Here is a 20,519-nt window from a genome sequence, read left to right on the forward strand (position 1 = left end):
TCTCTAAATGACCAAATGTCTAAGAGACGGCTCAAGAACGATTTGATTAACCGATGAACACGAGCTTCGCGACAAAAATCGCGGCTAGGAAGTACATCGAAATTGATACGTCTTTTGTTTTACCTGTCGCCAGTTTAAGCACTGTGTAGGTAATGAAACCCAGTGCGATACCATTAGCGATAGAGAAGGTCAGAGGCATCATCAGTGCAGTGATTGCAGCGGGAGCACCGTTGGTAAAGTCTTTCCAATCGACGTGCTGCATACTGCTCATCATCACGAATGCGACGTAAATAAGAGCACCAGACGTTGCGTAAGCGGGGATCATGCCAGCAAGCGGTGATAGGAAAATTGCCGCTAAGAACAATACGCCAACCACAATTGCTGAGAGGCCTGTTCTTGCGCCTGCAGCAACACCGGCTGCACTTTCGACATAACTGGTTACTGGCGGACAACCCACACACGCACCTGCCACGCTTGAAATACTGTCGGCTTTCAGTGCTTTGCTCAGGCCTTCAATCTTACCCGTTTCAGGATTGGTCAGATTTGCACGCTCAGCCACGCCCATTAATGTGCCCGCGGTATCGAACATGTTTACAAAAAGGAAAGCCAAGATAACGCTGATCATCGATACGTTCAGTGCACCTACGATATCCATTGCCATAAAGGTAGGAGCTAGGCTTGGTGGTGCAGCGAAGAAGCCATCGTAGTGAACTAAGCCAAGCATCATGCCGACTAGCGTTACACTCAAAATACCAATCAGTACCGCGCCAAACACTTTACGTTCACTTAGAACTGCAATGATCAAGAATGCGATAGCAGCAAGCAGAGCTTCTGGTTTGGTGAAATCACCCAGTGAAACCAAAGTCGCTGGGTTTTCGACGACGATACCCGCTGTTTTTAAGCCAATTAGACCTAAGAACAAACCAACACCCGCAGTCATGGAATAGCGTAAGCTCTCAGGAATACTCTCGATGATCCATTGGCGGACTTTGTAGAAACTCATCCCGACAAACAAGATACCGGAGATAAACACCGCACCCAGCGCCACTTCCCAGCTGTAACCCATCTCGCTCACAACCGTAAACGAGAAGAACGCATTCAACCCCATGCCCGGCGCAAGGCCGACAGGCCAGTTGGCAAATAAGCCCATTAACAAACAACCGATCGCGGCACCAATACAAGTCGCGACGAATACCGCCCCTGCATCCATACCTGAAGCGGCCATGATCTGTGGGTTAACGAAGATGATATAAGCCATGGTTGCGAAGGTGGTGACACCGCCGACTAACTCATTTTTTACGCTGCTTCCGTGTGCCTTAATCTTAAAGAGTTTCTCTAAAATTCCGTTATTCGCGTCTTGGTTGAGTATTTCTGTTTTACTCTCACTCATGTCTGCAAGTCCTTTTATGTTGTGATCCATTTATTGAATACAGCGAGATTTCAATATTAAGTTTTAAGGTTTTTCCTAGCTCTAACTCGTTATTGATGAGCTTTGTGTGGCTCATTTTTTAACTGTTAACTTTGTTAGTATTTTTATGTGAGCGTGTTTAGTGAGTGCACACCTTTTGGGATGCACACATCACGCATGAATCTGTTAATTATTGGGTGATTGAGCCTAGATCGGGATTCTAAGCATCGGGACTAACTGCCCCGATAAGTCGAGAAACTGTAAGGCGAGACGAGAAGAGGAACGTGATAATGCGCTTCTGGATCATCTAAGCCGAAACGAATAACCACGTCGTCTAGGAAAGGCACGCCATCCAGCTCTACGCCTTTACTTCTGTAGTAATCGGCTACGTAAAACACCAATTGATACTTCCCCGGTCGGAAATCATTCCCTGCCAGAATCGGTGCATCGGTTCGGCCATCGGAGTTGGTGAGTACCGTCACCAGCTTTTCTGTTGAGCCTTCGTTGACCTTAAAAAGCTCTACCTTTATCTCTGCACCCGGTAAGCCGTGAGTAGTGTCTAATACGTGTGTTGTTAGTCTTCCCATAGTCCTTTAATAGCGCTTTTGGCGCTCCTCTGTTCCGTGGTTTATCTGTCTATTTCGACCTTGCAAAGAATGCAACTGGTCACTTTGTTATCACTAACTATGTACGAACTGTACACAATTAGTAAAGCTAATTGTTATAAAAATGTTGGCTAATCTGTCGTTTTTCTTGACTTTATAGATCTTGATTATCGCTTTTTAATGAACTTGAATTTTGTTAACTTGTTGTTTTTAATTAAAAAAGTTGCGACCATTTAACTTGGATAACAAAATCTTTACATCGAGATAAATAATTGTATACAATAAATGTACAGGGGTAAGGTTACTCGATTTTTGGAAAGTCCATTAACTGATTTATTTTGATGAACCAGTGAAAGAGCGGCCAAGCCAACCACTTATGTTAGGAGTACTTGGATGAATAAGGATTATTCAAGGAATTTGATCGGTTATGGAGCTAACCCTCCAAACCCTCAATGGCCAGGTAATGCGCGCGTCGCGGTTTCTTTTGTATTGAACTATGAAGAGGGCGGTGAGCGTTGTTTGTTACATGGAGACGACGAGTCTGAAGCTTTTCTTTCAGAGATCCCGTCAGCACAGCCGATCAAAGGCGAACGTCACATGAGCATGGAATCCATTTATGAATATGGTAGCCGCGCGGGTGTATGGCGTGTTCTTCGCTTGTTCGATGAATATGAAATCCCATTGACCGTCTTTGCGGTTGCTATGGCGATTGAGCGTCATCCAGACGTTGCTAAAGCCATGGTCGAGGCGGGTCACGAAATCTGTAGTCATGGTTATCGTTGGATTGACTATCAATACATTGATGAGTCTGAAGAGCGCGACCACATGAGCAAAGCGATTGAGATCATCCAACAAGTGACGGGTCAACGCCCACAAGGTTGGTACACAGGTCGAACGGGTCCAAATACGCGTCGCTTGGTAGCAGAAGAGGGCGGTTTTCTTTACGACTCGGATGCCTACGATGATGACCTGCCTTATTGGCACATCGAAACCGGTCATCCGCAATTGGTGATCCCTTACACACTCGATGTGAACGACATGCGTTTTTCAACGGCGCAAGGCTTCAACTCGGGTGAGCAGTTCTTCCAATACCTAAAAGATACGTTTGACACCCTTTATATGGAAGGTGAAACCGCACCGAAAATGATGTCGGTTGGGCTTCACTGTCGTTTGATTGGCCGCCCCGGTCGTATTGCTGCATTAAGACGTTTCTTAGATTACGTCAAACAGCACGACAGCGTGTGGTTGTGTCGTAGAATCGATATTGCTAACCACTGGCACCAACATCATCCATATCAACCAAATAACGCTATTCATCAACCGCAAAAGTAGCAGTGAAGCAAGGAGGCTTAACGTGACTAAATTTCGATCATGCCAACCAACAACCATGGACCGCGATATCTTTGTCGCTCACTTTGCTGACGTCTACGAACACAGCCCGTGGGTTGCAGAACTGGTGTATGACCAAGGTTTGAATGCCGAAGACGACCATATCGAGAATCTTCATCTGAAAATGGCATCGACTTTGTTAAGTGCAGACCAAGGTAAACAGTTGGCTTTGATCAATGCTCACCCGGATTTAGCCGGTCGAGCAGCAGTAAACGGCGAACTTACCGAGTCGTCGACCAAAGAACAAGCGGGGGCGGGCATCGACCAGTGCAACGCAGAAGAATTTGAAAAATTCACTTCTTATAACAACAGCTACAAAAGTCGCTTCAATTTCCCTTTTATCATGGCGGTGAAGGGAGCCAATCGTTACCAAATTCTTGAGTCGTTCGAGATGCGATTAGGAAATGATATTGAAACTGAGTTTGCTACGGCGATTCAAGAGATCAATAAGATCGCGATGTTTCGTCTCTGGGATATGTAAGTTAACGGAGTTAACAGCTATCTCAGCCCAGTCTTAGTGCGCTAAGAGTATGCTTTATAAGCGAATAAGCCACTAAGTTCTCATTTTATTATTACTTGATTAATTTCATAGGATTACACGGACATGACCCATAAATTTGAACAGTACATAAACCTTGCAGATGAAAAACTCGGCGCAAAAGCTATTTTCGCAACAGATGATTTTTTCGCAGATAAAAGCCGTCTACTCAGCCACGCAGCACCAGAGTGGAAAGACGACTTATACGACGATAACGGCAAGTGGATGGACGGCTGGGAAAGCAGACGTAAACGCGGCGAAGGTTACGATTACTGTGTCGTTCGCCTTGGCCTAGCTGGCACCATTGCTGGCGTTGATATTGATACCTCATTCTTCACAGGTAACTTCCCACCTTCGGCATCAATTGACGCGTGTTATTCACCACAAGGTGAGCCAACAGACTCAACAGAGTGGCAAGAGATTCTGTCTTCAATGGCACTACAAGGCGATCATCATCATCTTGAAGACATCGAAAGCGACCAAGTATTTACGCACCTACGTTTGAACATCTACCCAGATGGCGGTGTCGCACGCTTACGTGTTTATGGCCGACCAAGCGTGGATTGGGACGCAATAGACTCTCAGCAACAAGTTGACCTAGCAGCCGTTGAGCACGGTGGCCGAGCACTCGCATGTAGCGATGAACATTATGGCAACAAAGCCAGCATCTTAGGCCCTGGGCGCGGTGAAAACATGGGTGATGGCTGGGAAACAGCACGTCGTCGTACACCGGGTAACGACTGGGTAATCGTGGCATTAGGCCACCCAGGTAATATCGAACGTATCGTTGTGGATACGGCACACTTCAAAGGTAACTACCCAGACAGCTGCTCAATTCAAGCGGCTTACGTGAAAGGTGGCACCGACGACCAAGTTGAAACACAAAGCCTATTTTGGCGTGAACTCTTGCCAGCACAAAAACTGCAAGCACATGAAATTCACGAATTCATTTCTGAGGTTAACGACCTTGGTGCGATTACCCACGTACGTGCAAACATATTCCCAGATGGTGGTATCAGCCGTTTGCGTCTATTTGGTACGAAAGCGAAATAGGTAAGGAAATGAGTATGAGTAATGGAATACGTCGTTTATCTATCGAACCGTTAACCAAGCAGGCTTTTGCAGAGTTTGGCGATGTTATCGAGTCTGATAATAGTGATTTCTTCATGATCAACAGTGGATCAACACGTCGTTACCACAAGCTAGCGACAACGGATGTGCAAGACCAAGAAGGAGAAGCGATCATCAGCATCTTCCAAGCCACACCGTTGAGCTACCCACTGACCATCAAAATGTTAGAGCGTCATCCACTTGGCTCTCAGGCATTCATTCCATTACTTGGTCAACCCTATTTAATTGTTGTTGCGCCAAAAGGCGACGATCCAACATTAGCCAATAGCCGAGCTTTCATGAGCAACGGCCGTCAAGGAGTGAACTATCACAAAGGGGTGTGGCATCACCCAGTTCTCGCCCTCACCGATCAAGACCAGTTCTTGATCGTCGATAGAGGCGGCGAAGGGCACAACTGTGACGAAGTTTATTTCGACAGCGATCGAGTGGCATTGCATTTGGAAGATTTGCCAACGGAAGACAACAAGGAAGAGCAACGCTTAGCTAAAGCGTTGTGATACAGGAGTTTATTATGGATCCGCATATTACAGAATGGTTGAATTTAGCAATACGCTGGGCTCACATGATTGTTGGTGTTGCGTGGATAGGCGCATCATTTTACTTTGTTTGGTTAGAAAACAACCTTAACCGAGTTAACCCTAAAACGGGCCTTTCAGGTGACTTATGGGCGATTCACGGCGGTGGTATCTATCATCTAGAGAAGTACAAACTTGCGCCACCAGAGATGCCAGAGCACCTGCACTGGTTCAAATGGGAAGCTTACTTCACGTGGATCACCGGTGTGTGTCTACTGGGTGTGGTTTACTACCTCAACGCTGAAATTTACCTGATTGCACCGGGCTCTGGCCTTGATTCAGCAACGGCAATCGCGATTGGTATTGGTTCATTCGTTGCTGGTTGGTTTATTTACGACTTACTGTGTGACTCGCCATTAGGTAAAACCCCCGTGTTGCTTGGCGTTGTGCTGTTTGTACTACTAGTCGCTGCAACATATGGCCTAACTCAAGTGTTCAGTGGTCGTGGCGCTTACATCCACGTAGGGGCCATCATTGGTACCATCATGGTGGGTAACGTATTCCGCGTTATCATGCCGGCGCAGCGTAACTTAGTGAAAGCGATTGAAGAGAAGCGCGAACCGGATCCTGCATTGCCAGCGAAAGGCTTACTGCGTTCTCGTCACAACAACTACATGACACTGCCAGTGCTGTTCATCATGATCAGTAACCACTTTCCAAGCACTTATGGCTCGGAATACAACTGGTTGATTCTTGCTGGGCTAGCGATCTTTAGTATCTTGGTACGTCACTACTTCAACACCCGTCATGGTAGCCAGAAGTTTGCATGGACAGTACCTGTAGCGGCATTGGGGATGATCACGCTTGCATTTGTTACCTCGCCTTACGCGAAAAAGCAGATGACTCCGGTTGTACAAGCGCCAGTGGTTCAAGAAGTGCAAGTAAGCGCGACTGAATCGACGACAGAAGAGGCTGTTTCGAACGGCACAGCTTCAACGACGACTCGTTCTCAAGCTGTTCCTGCAGACCACGCAATGCAAACGGCTAGCGCAGGCGTAAGCTTTGAAACCATCAACAAAGTCATTCAAGAGCGCTGTTCTGTGTGTCACTCCTCAACCCCGAGCCACGCCGCTTTTGCTGCTGCGCCAGCCGGTGTGATGTTTGATACCCCAGAAGAGATTAAAGCCAACGTACCAAGAATTGTTGCTCAAACCGTAACAACCAAGGTGATGCTGCTTGGCAACATGACTCAAATGACCGATGCAGAACGTGCACTCATCGGCACTTGGGTTGAGCAAGGCGCGACGCTTCAATAACAGTACTTTGTAATAACAGTACTTTGCAATAACAGTAATCAGCACCCTTTACCTAAGAGCATGAGTCTTAGGTGAGGCTTGGGGAGAGTTTGGTTTCGGGCACGCGCCAAACTCATCCCACCCTGTTTCCCCGGTTCCTATAACCGGGGCTTTTTGTTTTTGGGCAATCGGGAAAGTGAATTATCTATATGGATGAAACTCATCTCATATTTTAGTATTATCTAATAAAAATATTAAAGGGAATGTATGAGAGCGATTAGGATAATATATTTTGTGATTGCGATACTTGTTGCTCTATCAGCAGCATTTGCGATTTGGATTTACTACATAAAAGAAGGTAAAGACCTACTTAACTTTACTATATCAATTGTTGGCTTTTGTATAGCTGTCTTGGCTCTTTTTATAGCTGTTCGTACCTATACATCAATTGATAGTGTAAACAATATTACTAAAATGGACGGTAATATTCTTGATAATGAAAACTATGTAATATCGGTACCTGAACTAGTGAATCGATTCCAGCATAGTAATGAAAAAGAGCTCGGTGAAGAGTTATTCAAATCAATAGAAATTAAGTTAAAAAAGGAATCTGACACAGCTGTTCTTTTCGCCGATACTCTTCAATATATGATTGACCTGATCGTATTGTTTCCAGCGGTGTTTAACGCCAGCGATATTGATAAGCTGGAGTATCGAAAACGTATGGACTCTATCCTTGTTGAAGTAGAGAGAAGGCGTGGTATCTTGCATTCCATTAGTAAAGGTAATGCTATTCAGATTACCGAGACGATAAAGTTGTTCAAAGCTGTCGTTTCTTATCAGAGTTTTGTAGCGGATAGGAATTTCAACATTCATGCTGATTTACTGCACGTTAGAGGCCCAATTCTTTGTAATCCAGTTACTAAAACGATATATCATAATTACTTAGGACTCTATTTTAATAAAAAAGCAATGTATGTTCTTTCTAGTTCTTTGGGTTTGAAGGACGTAGATATTCTGTCTATTGGCGGCGTTGAATTGTTACTAGACAAAGTGAGCTCTATATCTCCTTCTCATAAAGAAGATGCAATCTTGTACTTTAGATCAGCATGTGAGCAGTTTGAGCGAGCGCATCTAGCGTGTGGCGATGATATTATGTGGCCGGGGTTTATTGATTATAATAAGGCTCGGACGTTATTTTTATTATCATTGTTGACCCAAGAAGAAAACCAATGGCTAAAAATAATGGAAACCGCTATTGAATCTCGAAGTAAGCTAAATAAGATGATTGAAGATGTGTTAACTGTTCATCAAGACGCTAAATCTTATGTTAACGATACGCATTTACGCAATTTCTTTTTATATCAGGAAGAGCTTGCTCGTATGGTTAAGCTAAACATATTGTTAGGAACTAAGAGCCCTAACTCTCAAGAAAATCTATCGATAAATTATAAAGGAACACTACTTTCTAATACTTCAGTTGAGGACATTCAGCAACTACTTAAGCCTATTCTTTCTTTTTCAGTTGTCGAGAAATATCAACGTGAATTAGTTGATTGTCTCGCTGTTCGTTGTTCTAATCAGGTTTGTTAGTGAGCGAATAAATTTTTTGTTTAACTGACTTAAGGCGCTAATTAAAACAGTTGGCGCTTTCCCTAGCTGCATTTTTATTGCCTCATTGAGTAGAATGAAATAGGGCTGGTTATCGCACCGATAGTTCCATATAAGGTTCTTGATTTGAATCTCTACCCATGGCACTTTCTGTTCTAAATTGACTTTAATTAGGGCAGAAAATGGAAGAGGTGATAGTCGCGTATTTTAGGGCATTAAGTGCATTCTTCAGATATATGTTTCAGTCGTTACTGATTGAGTTCATTGGTTACGGATCTGGCTGGATAGTCTGTAAAGCATTCACACTAGGGCGCTTTCCCTCATTGATTCCAACTGAAAAAGAGCGAATCAGAATCTCCTATATCGGAGCTATTAGCATCGTGTTGTTTCTGTTAGTAATTGGTGTGTTCAATAGTTTGTGATTCGGAGTGAGGATACATGAAATTTTACCCCGCTGAACAATATCAAGCGGCTTGCAATGAGCTGTTTGTCCGATACGGACGTGACATCAAAAAGCTAATCCCTAACGCGAGAGTTGAGCACGTAGGCGCATCTTCTATTCCTTTTGCCTTGTCTAAGGGTGATTTGGATATCTTCGTAGGTGTTGAACTTGGCGAACTTGAGGATGTTATAGAGAGACTCACAACACTTGGCTTTAAAGAGAAACTCGATACCTTAAGAACACCCGAACTTTGTATGTTGGCGTCTACATCAGGGGATGATGTGGCGTTGCAAGTGGTCGCCAATGGTTCTGAGTTCGAATGCTTTCTAAGGTTTCGTGACAAGCTACGTGCGAATCCGGCATTAGTTCAGCAATATAACACCTTCAAAATGTCTTGCGAAGGTTGGCCACAAGATGAGTACCGTGAAAAGAAGTCTGACTTTATCGAGCATGTGCTGGCTGTGAAATAGCAACAGTGCCCCTAATATCTCATTTTTTAATTAACAAAAATCTTATTAATACAGAGTGTTAAGCAAAAACAACGAGCCTGTGAAGATTTATCCTCTTAAATTTCCTTCAAACTATCTTACCAAGGTTTAATTGCTAAAATTTACGCAACTAAGCTCACATATATTGCATGGAATATTAGTGGAGTTATAGGTTTGTGTTATGTTTCGCGTGATTTTATAAAGCGTGACTTATCCGTTGAAAGCAAAGTGTTTTCTTTCGGAATAATTTCAAGATTTGTCTATCAGTACGTCAACTTGGCGCTATCAAAATCGATTCCTCTACGCCAATAATCAATACCACCTTAGGAAAGGACATGTCTGAAGCAATAGAAAACACCCCTGCAATTGTACTCGCGTCTCGATGGTCTCGTTTATGGGCATCTATCATTGATGTTTTCGTGTGTGCGATTTTCATTGTTCCTGTTTTTCTATATGGCGGTTTGTACGATAAATTGCTTTCCAGTGAAACCATTGAGCTAACAGAACAAGTTGCTCTGACTGTTTATGGTTGGGTGGTTTACTTTTTGTGCCAAGGGTACTTACTTCACAAGAAGGGGCAGACAATTGGTAAAAATCTAATGGATATTGCGATTGTCGATATGGAAGGTAAACAAATAGGTTTGCTAAACATAGTGGGCAAACGAATCATTCCTATGGTGGCTATAGCTTACATACCTTTTATTGGTCCATTTATACCGACGTTAGATTATCTGTTTGTTTTTCGCAAAGACAAACGCTGCTTACATGACTTAATCGCTGGCACTCAAGTTGTCATTGTTTCAAAGAAAAGTTCAGGTAGCGACAACTCTGAAATTAGTGAAAATACAACGGAAGTTATCCCTGCATCTCGATGGCCTCGTCTTTTAGCGTTTTTTATTGATGGTGTTATTACGGCTGCCATCATTGCGCCAATCTTTATGTATACAGATTATTTTCAAAAAACAATCGATACAGGGGTGATAGACCTTAGAGAAGTCGCTGCTGTCTATGCCTATTTAGGGCTGATGTTTTTATTGGTACATGGGTATTTACTGAATAAGAAGGGACAGACGATTGGCAAACATCTAATGGAAATTGCGATTGTCGATATGGAAGGTAAATCTATAGGGTTATATAAAATAGTGGGTAAACGAATGATACCTATGATTACCTTTACTATTATACCTATCACTGGCCATTTGATATCCATGTTGGATTCTCTTTTTATTTTCCGAAAAAACAGACGTTGCTTGCATGACTTAATCGCAGGCACTCAAGTTGTTAGTGTGTCAGCCAACAATTTGGGGAAAAATAAGCACGAATCATTAGAAAGCCTGTCACCGACAGTTGAAAATGTACCTGAAGTAAGACTTGCGTCTAGATGGTTACGCTTTTGGGCCATTTTTATTGATGTCCTAATTGCTGTAGCTACTGTGACGCCAATTTATCTCTATACCGATTATTTCCAAAAAATATTTGAAACAGGGACGGCTGATACAGCAGAACTAATAGCTGTCACTGCTTACGGTTGGTTCGTGTTCCTTTTGTTGAATGGTTATTTGCTGCATAAGAAAGGGCAGACTATTGGCAAAAATGTAATGGAAATCGCGATTGTCGATATGAAGGGCGAACAAATGGGGTTGTTCAATATACTGGGTAAACGAGTCCTACCGATGACAGTCGTTATATATATCCCTTTGATTGGTCAATTTATTGCGTTGCTAAACTATCTATTTGCTTTACGTAAAAACAGACGTTGCTTGCATGACTTAATCGCGGGAAGCCAGGTTGTTAGTGTTGCTGTTCCTAGAAACCTCGATTTTAGTACCATCAAATAATTCCGAAGTAAGTTTAGTCTCGGTAACTATATGCTCAAATAAACAGCGCCAACGCCAATCTTGGTGCTGTTTTTACCTTCCCCTTACACTCTTTTCAAATATCGAACCTAGTATCAAATTTCTCTTTGTTATACAGGCAAGTTTCTCATTATGAAGAACTTCTTCGATAGCGAACTCATGCTCTCTAGCTCTTTGAATTTCGTTTTGCTATCACTAGGGCTAACGCTCATCTTACATATTCCAATTTTGTGTGGGTTCAACTTGAGCCGACGAAAGTGGAAATTGATGGATTATTTATGGCCGTTGTTGGCGGGTATCGGCATGCTTGGTGCTGTGTCTGAAATTCGCGCATCGGTGGCCGGTGATTGGGTTGAGACAGAACAAACCAGAGCGGTCGCTATTTTAGAGTCGATTCAGCAGTTTTCTTTGGATAAATTAAGAAGTGATCTCTGCACCGGTCAGCCGTCTTTAGACATTAATGGTCAGTACCACGAAGCGTGTTTGTGGTATTTGAATACAGCGATCACATTCAAAGATGTCGATTTCACTCTGTTGCCCAATGCTGCCGATTTTACGGTTCCTGAACCTAGCGTATCGCTGGTGGAAAGCGACGCCGTGTGGGTGAGTGGTATGCTGAGTCAGTATGAGAAGCAGAAAAACCAGTACATAAAAACCAGAGAAGCGCAGGTGAAGCAGCCACTAGAAAGCATCTTTTGGTATGTGAGTCCTTACTTAGTGTGTTTTGCTATTGCTTTACGTTTGACGAAAGTGACCGCAGAGCTCAAATTAGATAAGTGCGCATAGTTTGAGTTCCTAGTACTTATACCCAGATAGAAAAGGTGAAGTAATGAATGTGAGTGAGTTTTCTCGGTTGGTGGGGTTGTCGGCTCACACGCTTCGCTATTATGAAAAAATAGGCTTGCTGAAAAATATTCAACGAAACAGTAGCGGCCATCGAGTGTATACATCGAAGGACGTTACTTGGATTGAGTTTGTGAAGCGCCTGAAAGATACCGCAATGCCACTGGATGAAATTCTAGAGTACGCAAAGCTGAGGGAGTTAGGGCCAGAGTCGACTTCTCAGCGGCAAGTGTTACTCGAACAACATCAACAGAATTTGCGAGCTCATATCGAAGAGCAACAAAAACATCTGGCAGCGTTAGAGCAAAAAATTAGTTTGTATCGAGATGGAAAAGTCCGTTGACTTAGAGTCGACTCTAACTTGTAAGGTGTTCCTGTGAACTATAAATACAGGAACAGACTCATGAATCAATCACGTTTTGAAACTGGCTTAGAAAGGCTTAATCATATCGACGGAGAAGCAGGGCAACAGGTTATCGAAAGCCTGCAAGATATCTGTCCTGATCTTGCCAAATATACTATCGAGTATCCCTTTGGTGACGTCTATTCACGCACCGGTTTGGATTTGAAATCGCGAGAGATTGCGACCGTGGCAGCTCTCACTGCACTTGGCAATTGTGCGCCTCAGCTTAAGGTACATTTGAATGCAGCACTCAATGTTGGATGTAGCGAGGAAGAGATCAAAGAAGTGATATTGCAGATGTCGGTCTATGCGGGATTCCCTTCGGCACTCAATGGCATGTTTGCTTTCAAGGAAGTGCTTGCTGAAAGAAACACAGCCTAAGATAAACAGAAAATATAGTCTGAAAAGGGAGCGCCAACTCTGCTAAGTTGCGCTCCCTTTTTATTGATTTGTTAAGTTTTAAAGGTCGTAAACCTGAAGGTTCGTGGTTCTTTAAGGCGACAAAGACAGCGCGAACGACAGCAAAATCGGTAAGGTAATCACGCTCAAGAAGTTACCAAACAACACCATAGACGCGACCTTCGGAGGTTCTACATTGAACCTTTCAGCGAACAGGTAGTTCATCACGGCGGGTGGCAACATGGTGAACAACACCATCATTTGTAGGTGCAACGTAGGCAACGGGATAAAGAAGTAGATGATGGTAAAGGCGATGGATCCTGTAAACAGCGATTGAGCGGTACAAAATAAGCCAACTTTGAGTCCGCTTAGCTTTAAGTTCACCATTTGCGAGCCCAGCGACAACAACATGATAGGCACGGCGGCTTGGCCGAGTAGCGATGTGGCTTCATAGATTGGATTCCACACTGCAATGCCAGACAGGTTGAGCGTCATCGCTAATGCAGCGGCTAAGAAGATCGGCATCTTAAGAATCTGTTTTATCGGGTTACCATCACTTAGTAATGCCAAACCTACACTAATATGGACACATGCCGACACCACAAATAGCAGTACTGCAGGGGCTAATGCGCTTTCGCCAAAGGTATAAGTGAACAGGGGAATTGCAAGGTTGCCACTGTTACGAAACATGTGTGGGGGAGCCCAAGCTTTGAAGTTGAGCTTAAAGATCTTACAGATCGGAATCATCAACAATGCTGGCACTAGTACCGTAACTAAAGAAGCGGTGATGAGTGGCAGTTGTTCTGTGTCGAGAGGCATGGTGGTCAGCGATGCAAATACTAGCGCAGGAATACACACATCCATGTTGATGCGATTGATTGGTTTAAAATCGGGCTTAAGCCAACGACCGACTGCAAAGCCAGCACTGGCTAAAGCAAAAACGGGAAACAGAATGCTGACGACCTGTTCAAACATAGAATTCCTTTCTAAGAGAGTGTTGGTTCTGTTTTAAACGGAAAAAGCTGACTGTCTGAAAAAATGTGCAAACTCTCACCGAGTAAACCTAACCTATCAATATAAGCCGGCCACGTCATGGGTATGAAGCACACGATGAGCAATAATTTATATTTCTTTGAATTAATGACAAAAAAAGACCAGCAGTGTTAACGGCTGGTCTTTAAAAGCTAGATAAATCTGGACGGATTATTTAATAAACGACGGTTGCCGCTATCTAGCGATTGTTACTCGACTTTAAGATTAGCTAACGAGCTTCTTATAATCTTTAAAGTTAACGTCGTAGGCTTTTTCGCCGTAGATATAAGTCTCGCTAACGGTTCTGTCGTCACCCAAGCTCATTAATACAAACAGTTTCTCTTCAAGCTTAGTGGTTTGTTCCATTCTAAAACGCATCAGCTGAGTGGCGTGTAGATCCAATACCACGAAATCCGCTTCTTTTCCGACTTCCAAGTTCCCAATCTTGTCTTCTAAATGCAGTGAACGTGCCCCGCCTAGTGTTGCTAAGAACAGCGACTTAGCCGGGTGCAGCTTCTTATGTTGTAGCTGCATGATTTTGTACGCTTCACTCATGGTTTGCAGGATTGAGAAGCTAGTACCAGCGCCTACGTCGGTACCCATACCGACACGAATGCCGTGATCTTCCATCTCAGGTAATCGAAACAAGCCCGAGCCTAAGAATAGGTTTGAGGTTGGGCAAAATGCGATGGCAGATTCAGTATCGGCAAGGCGTTTGCATTCACAATCAGAAAGGTGAATACCATGAGCAAATACCGAACGCTTGTGAAGCAATCCGTAATGGTCATAAACATCTAGGTAACTGTTGCGCTCTGGGAACAACGATTTCACCCACTCGATCTCTTTCTCGTTTTCAGAAAGGTGAGTATGCATGTACACATCGGGATATTCTTCTAGCAGTTTACCGACAGTAGCAAGTTGCTCTGGTGTACTGGTTGGGGCAAAGCGAGGTGTCACGGCGTAAAGCAAACGTCTGCGGTTGTGCCATTTCTCAATCAGTTCCTTGGATTCAGCATAGCCTGATTCTGGTGTATCTGTGAGGTAATCGGGCGCATTGCGATCCATCAGTACCTTGCCCGCTATCATGCGTAGGTTACGCTTTTCGGCTTCTTCAAAGAATACATTCACCGACTCTTTGTGTACGGTGCCGAATACCAATGCTGTAGTCGTACCGTTGCTGGCCAGTTCGTCAAGAAATAGTTTGGCTACTTTTTGTGCGTAGACGGGGTTCTTGAAGCGCTTTTCTTCTGGAAAGGTGTAGTTTTCTAACCAATCAAGAAGCTGCTCACCATAAGATGCAATCATCCCTGTTTGAGGGTAGTGGATGTGCGTATCAATAAAGCCAGAGGTGATCAGCTTATCTTTGTATTCTTTTACTTCGAGTGTTTTTGGTTGGCGAGCCAATACTTCATTGGCATGCCCTAAATCGACGACATGGCCGTTCTCTATGACTAAAACACCGTCTTCAAAATAGTCGTAAGACTCATCGATACCGACATCTTTTGGATCGGCTACGCTATGTAAAATACTGGCGCGATAAGCTTTGCGTTGCGTTGTCATGTTTACTTCCTTTTAATGACTTCAGTGAGATCTTGTCCATTGAAGCTTTGCGACTTGTGTTAGGCGATCTTTTCTTCCAATGGTGGCTCAACTATATCGCTTGATTGACTGTGTTGAACGGTCAAATCTTGATTTCGATAGTGTTTGGTCGGGCGCTTTTGTTCAAGAGCTTGGCCTTGATAGTGTGCGATCAATTCACCTGCAACCGATACCGCAATTTCCGCAGGGTGTTTGCCATTCACTGTGCTAATGCCAATCGGGCAAAGCATAGTTTCTATCTGTTCCTGGCTGTAGCCACGTTGCTCTAAGCGGAAGTCGAATTTCTTACGCTTCGTAAGCGAACCAATCATGCCAAAGTAACGGCTATCTTCACGGTCAATAATCGCTTTGGTCAGGTCGAAATCGAGCTGGTGGTTGTGCGTCATCACAAGGTAATAGCTGTTCGGTGGCATGTGTTTCACTTCGCCAACCGGATCATCTGAGACAAGCTTTTTAACACCGTGTGGCAGCGTTTCAGGGAATACTTCTTCACGCTCATCAATCCAGGTCACGCGGAAGGGCAGGGTTGCGACAATGTGCAGCAGCGCTTTGGCAACATGGCCTGCGCCGAACAGCACAAGGTGGTTCTGCTGAGTGCCAATCGGTTCGAAGCTTAACGTTGCCACTCCGCCACAACATTGGCCTAAACGAGCGCCTAGGTTGAAGCGTTCCACTTTGAGCGATTTTTCGCTGGCAATCAGCATTTCGCGAGCCATTTTAGTGGCCACATGTTCAAGGTGACCACCACCAATCGTAGCGATGATTCGGTCACGAGTGACAAGCATTTTTGTGCCCGCATCGCGTGGAACAGACCCCCTGTCTTCGAGCACCGTCACCATTACACATGGCTCGTAGTTCTCTTCCAGTTTTGCCAGTTCGTGAATCCAATTATCCTTAAACATATGTCCTCCTAAATCCCTTTTATGCTTCCCAAGCTAAACGATCGATATGAGCCTTAAGCCGTTTCTGATTGAGCATCGACCGAAGTCGGAGCCGTTTCAGTGACTTCCTGAATCGCCATCAGAATACGTTCTGGCGTTGCAGGTGTGTTGAGCTTAGGAATCGCCCCATCGACGGCGACATAGCTAATGGCGTCTTTCAGTGCGCTCCATACCGACATACCCAACATGAAAGGCGGTTCACCCACGGCTTTCGAGTTGAAGACGGTGTCTTCTGGGTTGTTACGGTTTTCTAAAAGATGCGTTCTGAAATCAATTGGCATATCAGCAATCGCCGGGATCTTGTAACTCGCAGGACCATTGGTCATCAAGCGGCCTTGCTGGTTCCAAACCAACTCTTCCGTCGTTAACCAACCGACACCTTGCACAAAGCCACCTTCGACTTGGCCGATATCAATCGCAGGGTTCAGTGAAGCGCCCACATCATGCAGAATATCGACACGCAGAATCTTGTTTTCACCGGTTAGGGTATCGATGATAACTTCTGAGCAAGATGCTCCGTATGCGTAGTAGTAGAACGGGCGACCGCGCGCGTTCTCGTGATCGTAATAGATCTTCGGAGTGCGGTAGAAGCCAGTGCTCGACAGCGAGATTTGGTTAAACCAAGCCAGTTCAACAAACGAGTTGAAGGTCATGATCTCATCGCGGATTTGCACCATGCCGTTCTTAAATACCACTTCTTCAGGCCACACTTTGAAGTGCGAAGCCGCGAAGTCAATCAGACGCTGCTTAATGGTCATTGCGGCGTTTTGCGCGGCCTTACCGTTGAGGTCGGTGCCCGATGAGGCTGCGGTTGGTGATGTGTTCGGAACTTTGCCTGTGTTTGTAGCGGTGATCTGGATACGTTCGATATCGACTTGGAACTCCTGTGCAACGATTTGTGCCACTTTGATGTTCAAGCCTTGCCCCATTTCCGTACCACCGTGATTCAAATGAATACTGCCATCGGTGTAGATATGGATGAGCGCACCTGCTTGGTTCAAGAAAGTCGCAGTAAACGAGATGCCAAATTTCACTGGTGTGATCGCAAGGCCTTTCTTCAAAATAGGGCTTTGCTTGTTGAACTCGGCAATGTTTTTACGACGTGCGTGATAGTCACTGCTGCGTTCAAGCTGTTCAGTTATCTCAGGTAAAAAGTTGTCTTCAACGGTTTGGTAGTAATGGGTCACGTTACGGCCTTCTTCGCCGTAGTAGTTCGCCTTACGTACTTCCAAAGGATCTTTTTTCAGGTAACGCGCAATCTCGTCCATGATGTGTTCGATGGTCATCATGCCTTGCGGACCACCAAAGCCACGGTAAGCGGTATTCGATGCCGTGTTGGTTTTGCATCGATGACCGACCACAGTTGCATCACCTAAGTAATAGGCGTTGTCTGAGTGGAACATTGCTCGGTCGACGATAGAACTTGATAAATCTGGCGAGTAACCACAGTTACCTGCAACGGTAATGTCGGCACCTTGAATCATACCATTGTCGTCAAAACCGACCGTATATTGGTTGTAGAACGGGTGGCGTTTACCGGTTTGCTGCATGTCTTCATTGCGCAGCAAACGCATTTTGGTTGGTCGGCCTGTAAGGTGGGCAATAACCGCAGCCATACATGCTGGAGAGGCCGCTTGAGTCTCTTTACCACCGAAACCACCACCCATACGACGCATATCAATCACGACTTTGTGCATCGGCACGCCAATCACTTCCGCAACCAACTTTTGAACTTCGGTCGGGTTTTGAGTCGAGGTGTACACGATCATGCCGCCGTCTTCGGTTGGCATCACGCTACTGATTTGAGTTTCTAGGTAGAAGTGCTCTTGGCCGCCGATCTCTAGATCACCTGAGATCACATGTTTCGCTTTTGCCAGCGCGGCTTTCGAGTCACCACGTTGTTGAGTGTGGCTTTCTGTTACGAAGTGCTCTTTCTCTAGCGCTTCTTTTACATCAAGAATGGCGGGTAGCTCTTCGTATTCAATAATGGCTGCATGTGCGGCTTTGCGTGCCGTCTCTAAATCGTTGGCTGCCACGGCAATCACAGGTTGGCCGTAGTATTCTACTTTGCCATCAGCGAGCAGTGGGTCACCCGGTAGGATGGCACCGATATCCAGTTCACCCGGTACGTCCTTGGCTTGAATGGCAATCGCCACGCCTTCGAATTCGTAACACGGAGATAGGTCTATTTTGGTGATGTTGCCGTGCGCTTGCGTGCTCAGGCGTGCGTATACGTGCAGCTGATTCGGGAACTCTAGGCGATCATCAATGTACACCGCTTCGCCTGTGACTTGCTTGGCTGCACTGTCGTGTTTAACGCTTTTACCTACGCCAGTTTTTAGGTCTTGTTTTGCAATGGTAACCATCTCTTCGTGGGTCATCGCATTGCTCTTGTGACCAGAGGAATTTGATTTAGACATAAGACGTTACCCTTGTTTCGATTTGGTTGTTTTTGTTCTGTCGTTCAATGAAGTAACGGCGCAACATATTGGCCGCCGACAATGAACGGTATTCTTGGCTGGCACGGAAATCAGATAGCGGCTCAAAGTCGTTATACAGTTCCTGCATCGCTAACTTAATATTAGCGTCTGTCCACGGTTTACCTAATAACGTATTTTCACAACGCGCCGCGCGCTTAGGTGTTGCAGCCATACCACCGAAGGCGATACGAGCGTAAGAAACCTTGCCATCTTCGATTTGAATATCAAACGCACCACACACCGCAGAGATGTCATCGTCTAAACGTTTAGACAGTTTGTAAGCTCGAAAGCTGTCGTTGCTTGTTTTAGGAATGATGATCTGTTCAATGAACTCACTCTCTTTCTGCGCTGTCACTTTGTAGCTGATGAAGTAATCTTCAATCGGCATTGTGCGAGACTCGTCACCGCAACGAAGTTTGATCTTCGCGTTCAGGGCAATCAGCAGAGGAGGGGTGTCACCGATAGGTGAAGCATTGGCTACATTGCCGCCGATGGTGCCTTGGTTGCGTACTTGCAGTGAAGCAAAGCGATGCAACAGTTCACCAAAATCTGGGTAGTGCTTTTTCAGTAGTGAGTAAGAATCACTGATAGGCAGGTTGGCACCAATGATTAAATCGGTGTCGGTCTCTTCACATACCTTCATGTCTTCAACAAGGTTCACGCTGATCAGTGTTTCAATCTCGCGATGGAATTGCGTCACTTCCAGTGCTAAATCCGTACCGCCAGCAACCAGCTTAGCGTTCGGATGCGCTTGAAAAAGCTTGGCCAGTTCATCGGTGCTTTTCGGGGAAAAAGCGGTGAGGTGACCAAGGCGTAAGTTGGCTTCGGTGTCTTGAATACTTTCTAGCTTCTTGATGGTGTTGCGTTCAAGCTCAGCAAATTGGTCGATCAAAGGCTGGTCTGTTGAAAGTGACATCGCAGCATCAACAATTGGTCGGTAGCCAGTACAGCGACATAAGTTACCCGCCAGTGATTCCATGACGTCTTCTTTACTTGCATCGGGTTTGTTCTTGCCTAGTGCAAACATCGACATGATGAAGCCCGGTGTGCAGTAACCACACTGTGAACCGTGAAAATCTACCACCGCCTTCTGTACTGGGTGCAAAGAGCGATCTCGGTTTTGTAGATCTTCTACCGTGATCAGTTGCTTGCCATGCAGCGCTGAAACGAAAGTTAGGCAAGAGTTCACCGAGCGGTATTGCAGCTGTCCATTAACCACTTCACCCAGAACTACCGTACATGCACCACAGTCACCCGACCCACAACCTTCTTTTGTACCCGTTTTATTAACTTTGGTACGAAGGTAGTTGAGCACTGTCATATTTGGCGACAGATTATCTTCACGTCTTATTTCCTGATTGAGCAAAAAAGTAATCAAGAGACCTCCTTGTAAATCGACATATTTCCATGTGTATTCTTTTTGACTTCTAGGTCAATAATTATCCATCCTGACCTAAGGGTCAACTATTTATTTACAAAAACGCAACAATATGGCGCTTTGGTGGATTGTGTACAATTTAATTTCTATTGTAGTGACTTGTTTT

General features: G+C 44.8%; 19 protein-coding genes. 12 read left to right on the forward strand and 7 right to left on the reverse strand.

The features are described 5' to 3' along the window. Positions 1 to 46 precede the first annotated feature (46 nt). Together OCW38_RS15210 and uraH are read right to left on the reverse strand one after the other, a co-directional pair. Positions 47 to 1,390 carry an NCS2 family permease gene (locus tag OCW38_RS15210; RefSeq protein WP_016766957.1) on the reverse strand — a complete coding sequence of 448 codons (1,344 nt, stop codon included), beginning with the start codon at positions 1,388 to 1,390 and terminating at the stop codon, positions 47 to 49. 251 nt (positions 1,391 to 1,641) lie between these two features. Next, entirely contained in the window at positions 1,642 to 1,995 is a 354-nt protein-coding gene (gene uraH, locus OCW38_RS15215) for a hydroxyisourate hydrolase (protein ID WP_010432716.1), read from the reverse strand. 411 nt (positions 1,996 to 2,406) lie between these two features. Here uraH and puuE point away from each other — a divergent pair, with 411 nt between their 5' ends. The 12 genes from puuE to OCW38_RS15275 all read left to right on the forward strand — a co-directional run bounded on the left by puuE (position 2,407) and on the right by OCW38_RS15275 (position 12,905). Beyond that, entirely contained in the window at positions 2,407 to 3,345 is a 939-nt protein-coding gene (puuE, locus tag OCW38_RS15220) for an allantoinase PuuE (RefSeq protein ID WP_010432718.1), read from the forward strand. A gap of 22 nt (positions 3,346 to 3,367) precedes the next feature. Then, a complete protein-coding gene (uraD, locus tag OCW38_RS15225) occupies positions 3,368 to 3,883 on the forward strand; it encodes a 2-oxo-4-hydroxy-4-carboxy-5-ureidoimidazoline decarboxylase (RefSeq protein ID WP_016790088.1) in 516 nt (171 codons plus the stop codon). A gap of 123 nt (positions 3,884 to 4,006) precedes the next feature. After that, positions 4,007 to 4,993 carry an allantoicase gene (gene alc, locus OCW38_RS15230; protein ID WP_261896194.1) on the forward strand — a complete coding sequence of 329 codons (987 nt, stop codon included), beginning with the start codon at positions 4,007 to 4,009 and terminating at the stop codon, positions 4,991 to 4,993. A 14-nt stretch (positions 4,994 to 5,007) separates the two neighbouring features. Further along, positions 5,008 to 5,568, forward strand: coding sequence for an ureidoglycolate lyase (locus OCW38_RS15235; RefSeq protein ID WP_010432729.1), 561 nt, complete (start codon positions 5,008 to 5,010; stop codon positions 5,566 to 5,568). 14 nt (positions 5,569 to 5,582) lie between these two features. Then, the gene (locus OCW38_RS15240) at positions 5,583 to 6,902 is read left to right on the forward strand and encodes a urate hydroxylase PuuD (protein WP_261896196.1); all 1,320 of its coding nucleotides are present in this window, start codon (positions 5,583 to 5,585) and stop codon (positions 6,900 to 6,902) included. Positions 6,903 to 7,148: 246 nt separating this feature from the next. After that, positions 7,149 to 8,474, forward strand: coding sequence for a hypothetical protein (locus tag OCW38_RS15245; protein ID WP_010432736.1), 1,326 nt, complete (start codon positions 7,149 to 7,151; stop codon positions 8,472 to 8,474). A gap of 200 nt (positions 8,475 to 8,674) precedes the next feature. Then, positions 8,675 to 8,914, forward strand: coding sequence for a hypothetical protein (locus OCW38_RS15250; protein WP_016785515.1), 240 nt, complete (start codon positions 8,675 to 8,677; stop codon positions 8,912 to 8,914). Positions 8,915 to 8,930: 16 nt separating this feature from the next. After that, entirely contained in the window at positions 8,931 to 9,404 is a 474-nt protein-coding gene (locus OCW38_RS15255; protein WP_010432739.1) for a GrpB family protein, read from the forward strand. Positions 9,405 to 9,757: 353 nt separating this feature from the next. Continuing rightward, the gene (locus tag OCW38_RS15260; RefSeq protein WP_010432742.1) at positions 9,758 to 11,260 is read left to right on the forward strand and encodes an RDD family protein; all 1,503 of its coding nucleotides are present in this window, start codon (positions 9,758 to 9,760) and stop codon (positions 11,258 to 11,260) included. A gap of 285 nt (positions 11,261 to 11,545) precedes the next feature. Continuing rightward, positions 11,546 to 12,064: a hypothetical protein gene (locus OCW38_RS15265; protein WP_010432746.1), complete on the forward strand. Its 519-nt coding sequence runs from the start codon at positions 11,546 to 11,548 to the stop codon at positions 12,062 to 12,064. Between the two features lie 43 nt (positions 12,065 to 12,107). After that, positions 12,108 to 12,464, forward strand: coding sequence for a MerR family transcriptional regulator (locus OCW38_RS15270; protein ID WP_010432749.1), 357 nt, complete (start codon positions 12,108 to 12,110; stop codon positions 12,462 to 12,464). Positions 12,465 to 12,524: 60 nt separating this feature from the next. Continuing rightward, positions 12,525 to 12,905, forward strand: coding sequence for a carboxymuconolactone decarboxylase family protein (locus OCW38_RS15275; RefSeq protein ID WP_016766958.1), 381 nt, complete (start codon positions 12,525 to 12,527; stop codon positions 12,903 to 12,905). Positions 12,906 to 13,016: 111 nt separating this feature from the next. Here OCW38_RS15275 and OCW38_RS15280 read toward each other — a convergent pair whose 3' ends face one another. From OCW38_RS15280 to xdhA, 5 genes are all read right to left on the reverse strand, one after another. Then, positions 13,017 to 13,898, reverse strand: a complete 882-nt coding sequence (locus OCW38_RS15280; protein ID WP_016766959.1) for an AEC family transporter — start codon at positions 13,896 to 13,898, stop codon at positions 13,017 to 13,019. 282 nt (positions 13,899 to 14,180) lie between these two features. Beyond that, complete coding sequence (gene guaD, locus OCW38_RS15285) at positions 14,181 to 15,515, reverse strand: guanine deaminase (protein WP_010432757.1); 1,335 nt, start codon at positions 15,513 to 15,515, stop codon at positions 14,181 to 14,183. A gap of 59 nt (positions 15,516 to 15,574) precedes the next feature. Further along, complete coding sequence (gene xdhC, locus OCW38_RS15290; protein WP_016786017.1) at positions 15,575 to 16,456, reverse strand: xanthine dehydrogenase accessory protein XdhC; 882 nt, start codon at positions 16,454 to 16,456, stop codon at positions 15,575 to 15,577. A gap of 53 nt (positions 16,457 to 16,509) precedes the next feature. Continuing rightward, positions 16,510 to 18,915 carry a xanthine dehydrogenase molybdopterin binding subunit gene (gene xdhB / locus OCW38_RS15295; RefSeq protein WP_016766962.1) on the reverse strand — a complete coding sequence of 802 codons (2,406 nt, stop codon included), beginning with the start codon at positions 18,913 to 18,915 and terminating at the stop codon, positions 16,510 to 16,512. Beyond that, complete coding sequence (xdhA, locus tag OCW38_RS15300; protein WP_016766963.1) at positions 18,908 to 20,296, reverse strand: xanthine dehydrogenase small subunit; 1,389 nt, start codon at positions 20,294 to 20,296, stop codon at positions 18,908 to 18,910. The genes xdhB and xdhA overlap by 8 nt, the downstream gene beginning before the upstream one ends. Positions 20,297 to 20,519: the final 223 nt, after the last annotated feature.

Source organism: Vibrio cyclitrophicus (assembly GCF_024347435.1).
GTDB lineage: Bacteria > Pseudomonadota > Gammaproteobacteria > Enterobacterales > Vibrionaceae > Vibrio > Vibrio cyclitrophicus.

What these genes read in the sequence shown, in the direction of transcription:
- OCW38_RS15210 (WP_016766957.1), bottom strand. Translation starts at nt 1,390, where the DNA reads ATGAGTGAGAGTAAAACAGAAATACTCAACCAAGACGCGAATAACGGA.
- uraH (WP_010432716.1), bottom strand. Translation starts at nt 1,995, where the DNA reads ATGGGAAGACTAACAACACACGTATTAGACACTACTCACGGCTTACCG.
- puuE (WP_010432718.1), top strand. Translation starts at nt 2,407, where the DNA reads ATGAATAAGGATTATTCAAGGAATTTGATCGGTTATGGAGCTAACCCT.
- alc (WP_261896194.1), top strand. Translation starts at nt 4,007, where the DNA reads ATGACCCATAAATTTGAACAGTACATAAACCTTGCAGATGAAAAACTC.
- OCW38_RS15235 (WP_010432729.1), top strand. Translation starts at nt 5,008, where the DNA reads ATGAGTAATGGAATACGTCGTTTATCTATCGAACCGTTAACCAAGCAG.
- OCW38_RS15240 (WP_261896196.1), top strand. Translation starts at nt 5,583, where the DNA reads ATGGATCCGCATATTACAGAATGGTTGAATTTAGCAATACGCTGGGCT.
- OCW38_RS15245 (WP_010432736.1), top strand. Translation starts at nt 7,149, where the DNA reads ATGAGAGCGATTAGGATAATATATTTTGTGATTGCGATACTTGTTGCT.
- OCW38_RS15250 (WP_016785515.1), top strand. Translation starts at nt 8,675, where the DNA reads ATGGAAGAGGTGATAGTCGCGTATTTTAGGGCATTAAGTGCATTCTTC.
- OCW38_RS15255 (WP_010432739.1), top strand. Translation starts at nt 8,931, where the DNA reads ATGAAATTTTACCCCGCTGAACAATATCAAGCGGCTTGCAATGAGCTG.
- OCW38_RS15260 (WP_010432742.1), top strand. Translation starts at nt 9,758, where the DNA reads ATGTCTGAAGCAATAGAAAACACCCCTGCAATTGTACTCGCGTCTCGA.
- OCW38_RS15265 (WP_010432746.1), top strand. Translation starts at nt 11,546, where the DNA reads ATGGATTATTTATGGCCGTTGTTGGCGGGTATCGGCATGCTTGGTGCT.
- OCW38_RS15270 (WP_010432749.1), top strand. Translation starts at nt 12,108, where the DNA reads ATGAATGTGAGTGAGTTTTCTCGGTTGGTGGGGTTGTCGGCTCACACG.
- OCW38_RS15275 (WP_016766958.1), top strand. Translation starts at nt 12,525, where the DNA reads ATGAATCAATCACGTTTTGAAACTGGCTTAGAAAGGCTTAATCATATC.
- OCW38_RS15280 (WP_016766959.1), bottom strand. Translation starts at nt 13,898, where the DNA reads ATGTTTGAACAGGTCGTCAGCATTCTGTTTCCCGTTTTTGCTTTAGCC.
- guaD (WP_010432757.1), bottom strand. Translation starts at nt 15,515, where the DNA reads ATGACAACGCAACGCAAAGCTTATCGCGCCAGTATTTTACATAGCGTA.
- xdhC (WP_016786017.1), bottom strand. Translation starts at nt 16,456, where the DNA reads ATGTTTAAGGATAATTGGATTCACGAACTGGCAAAACTGGAAGAGAAC.
- xdhB (WP_016766962.1), bottom strand. Translation starts at nt 18,915, where the DNA reads ATGTCTAAATCAAATTCCTCTGGTCACAAGAGCAATGCGATGACCCAC.
- xdhA (WP_016766963.1), bottom strand. Translation starts at nt 20,296, where the DNA reads ATGACAGTGCTCAACTACCTTCGTACCAAAGTTAATAAAACGGGTACA.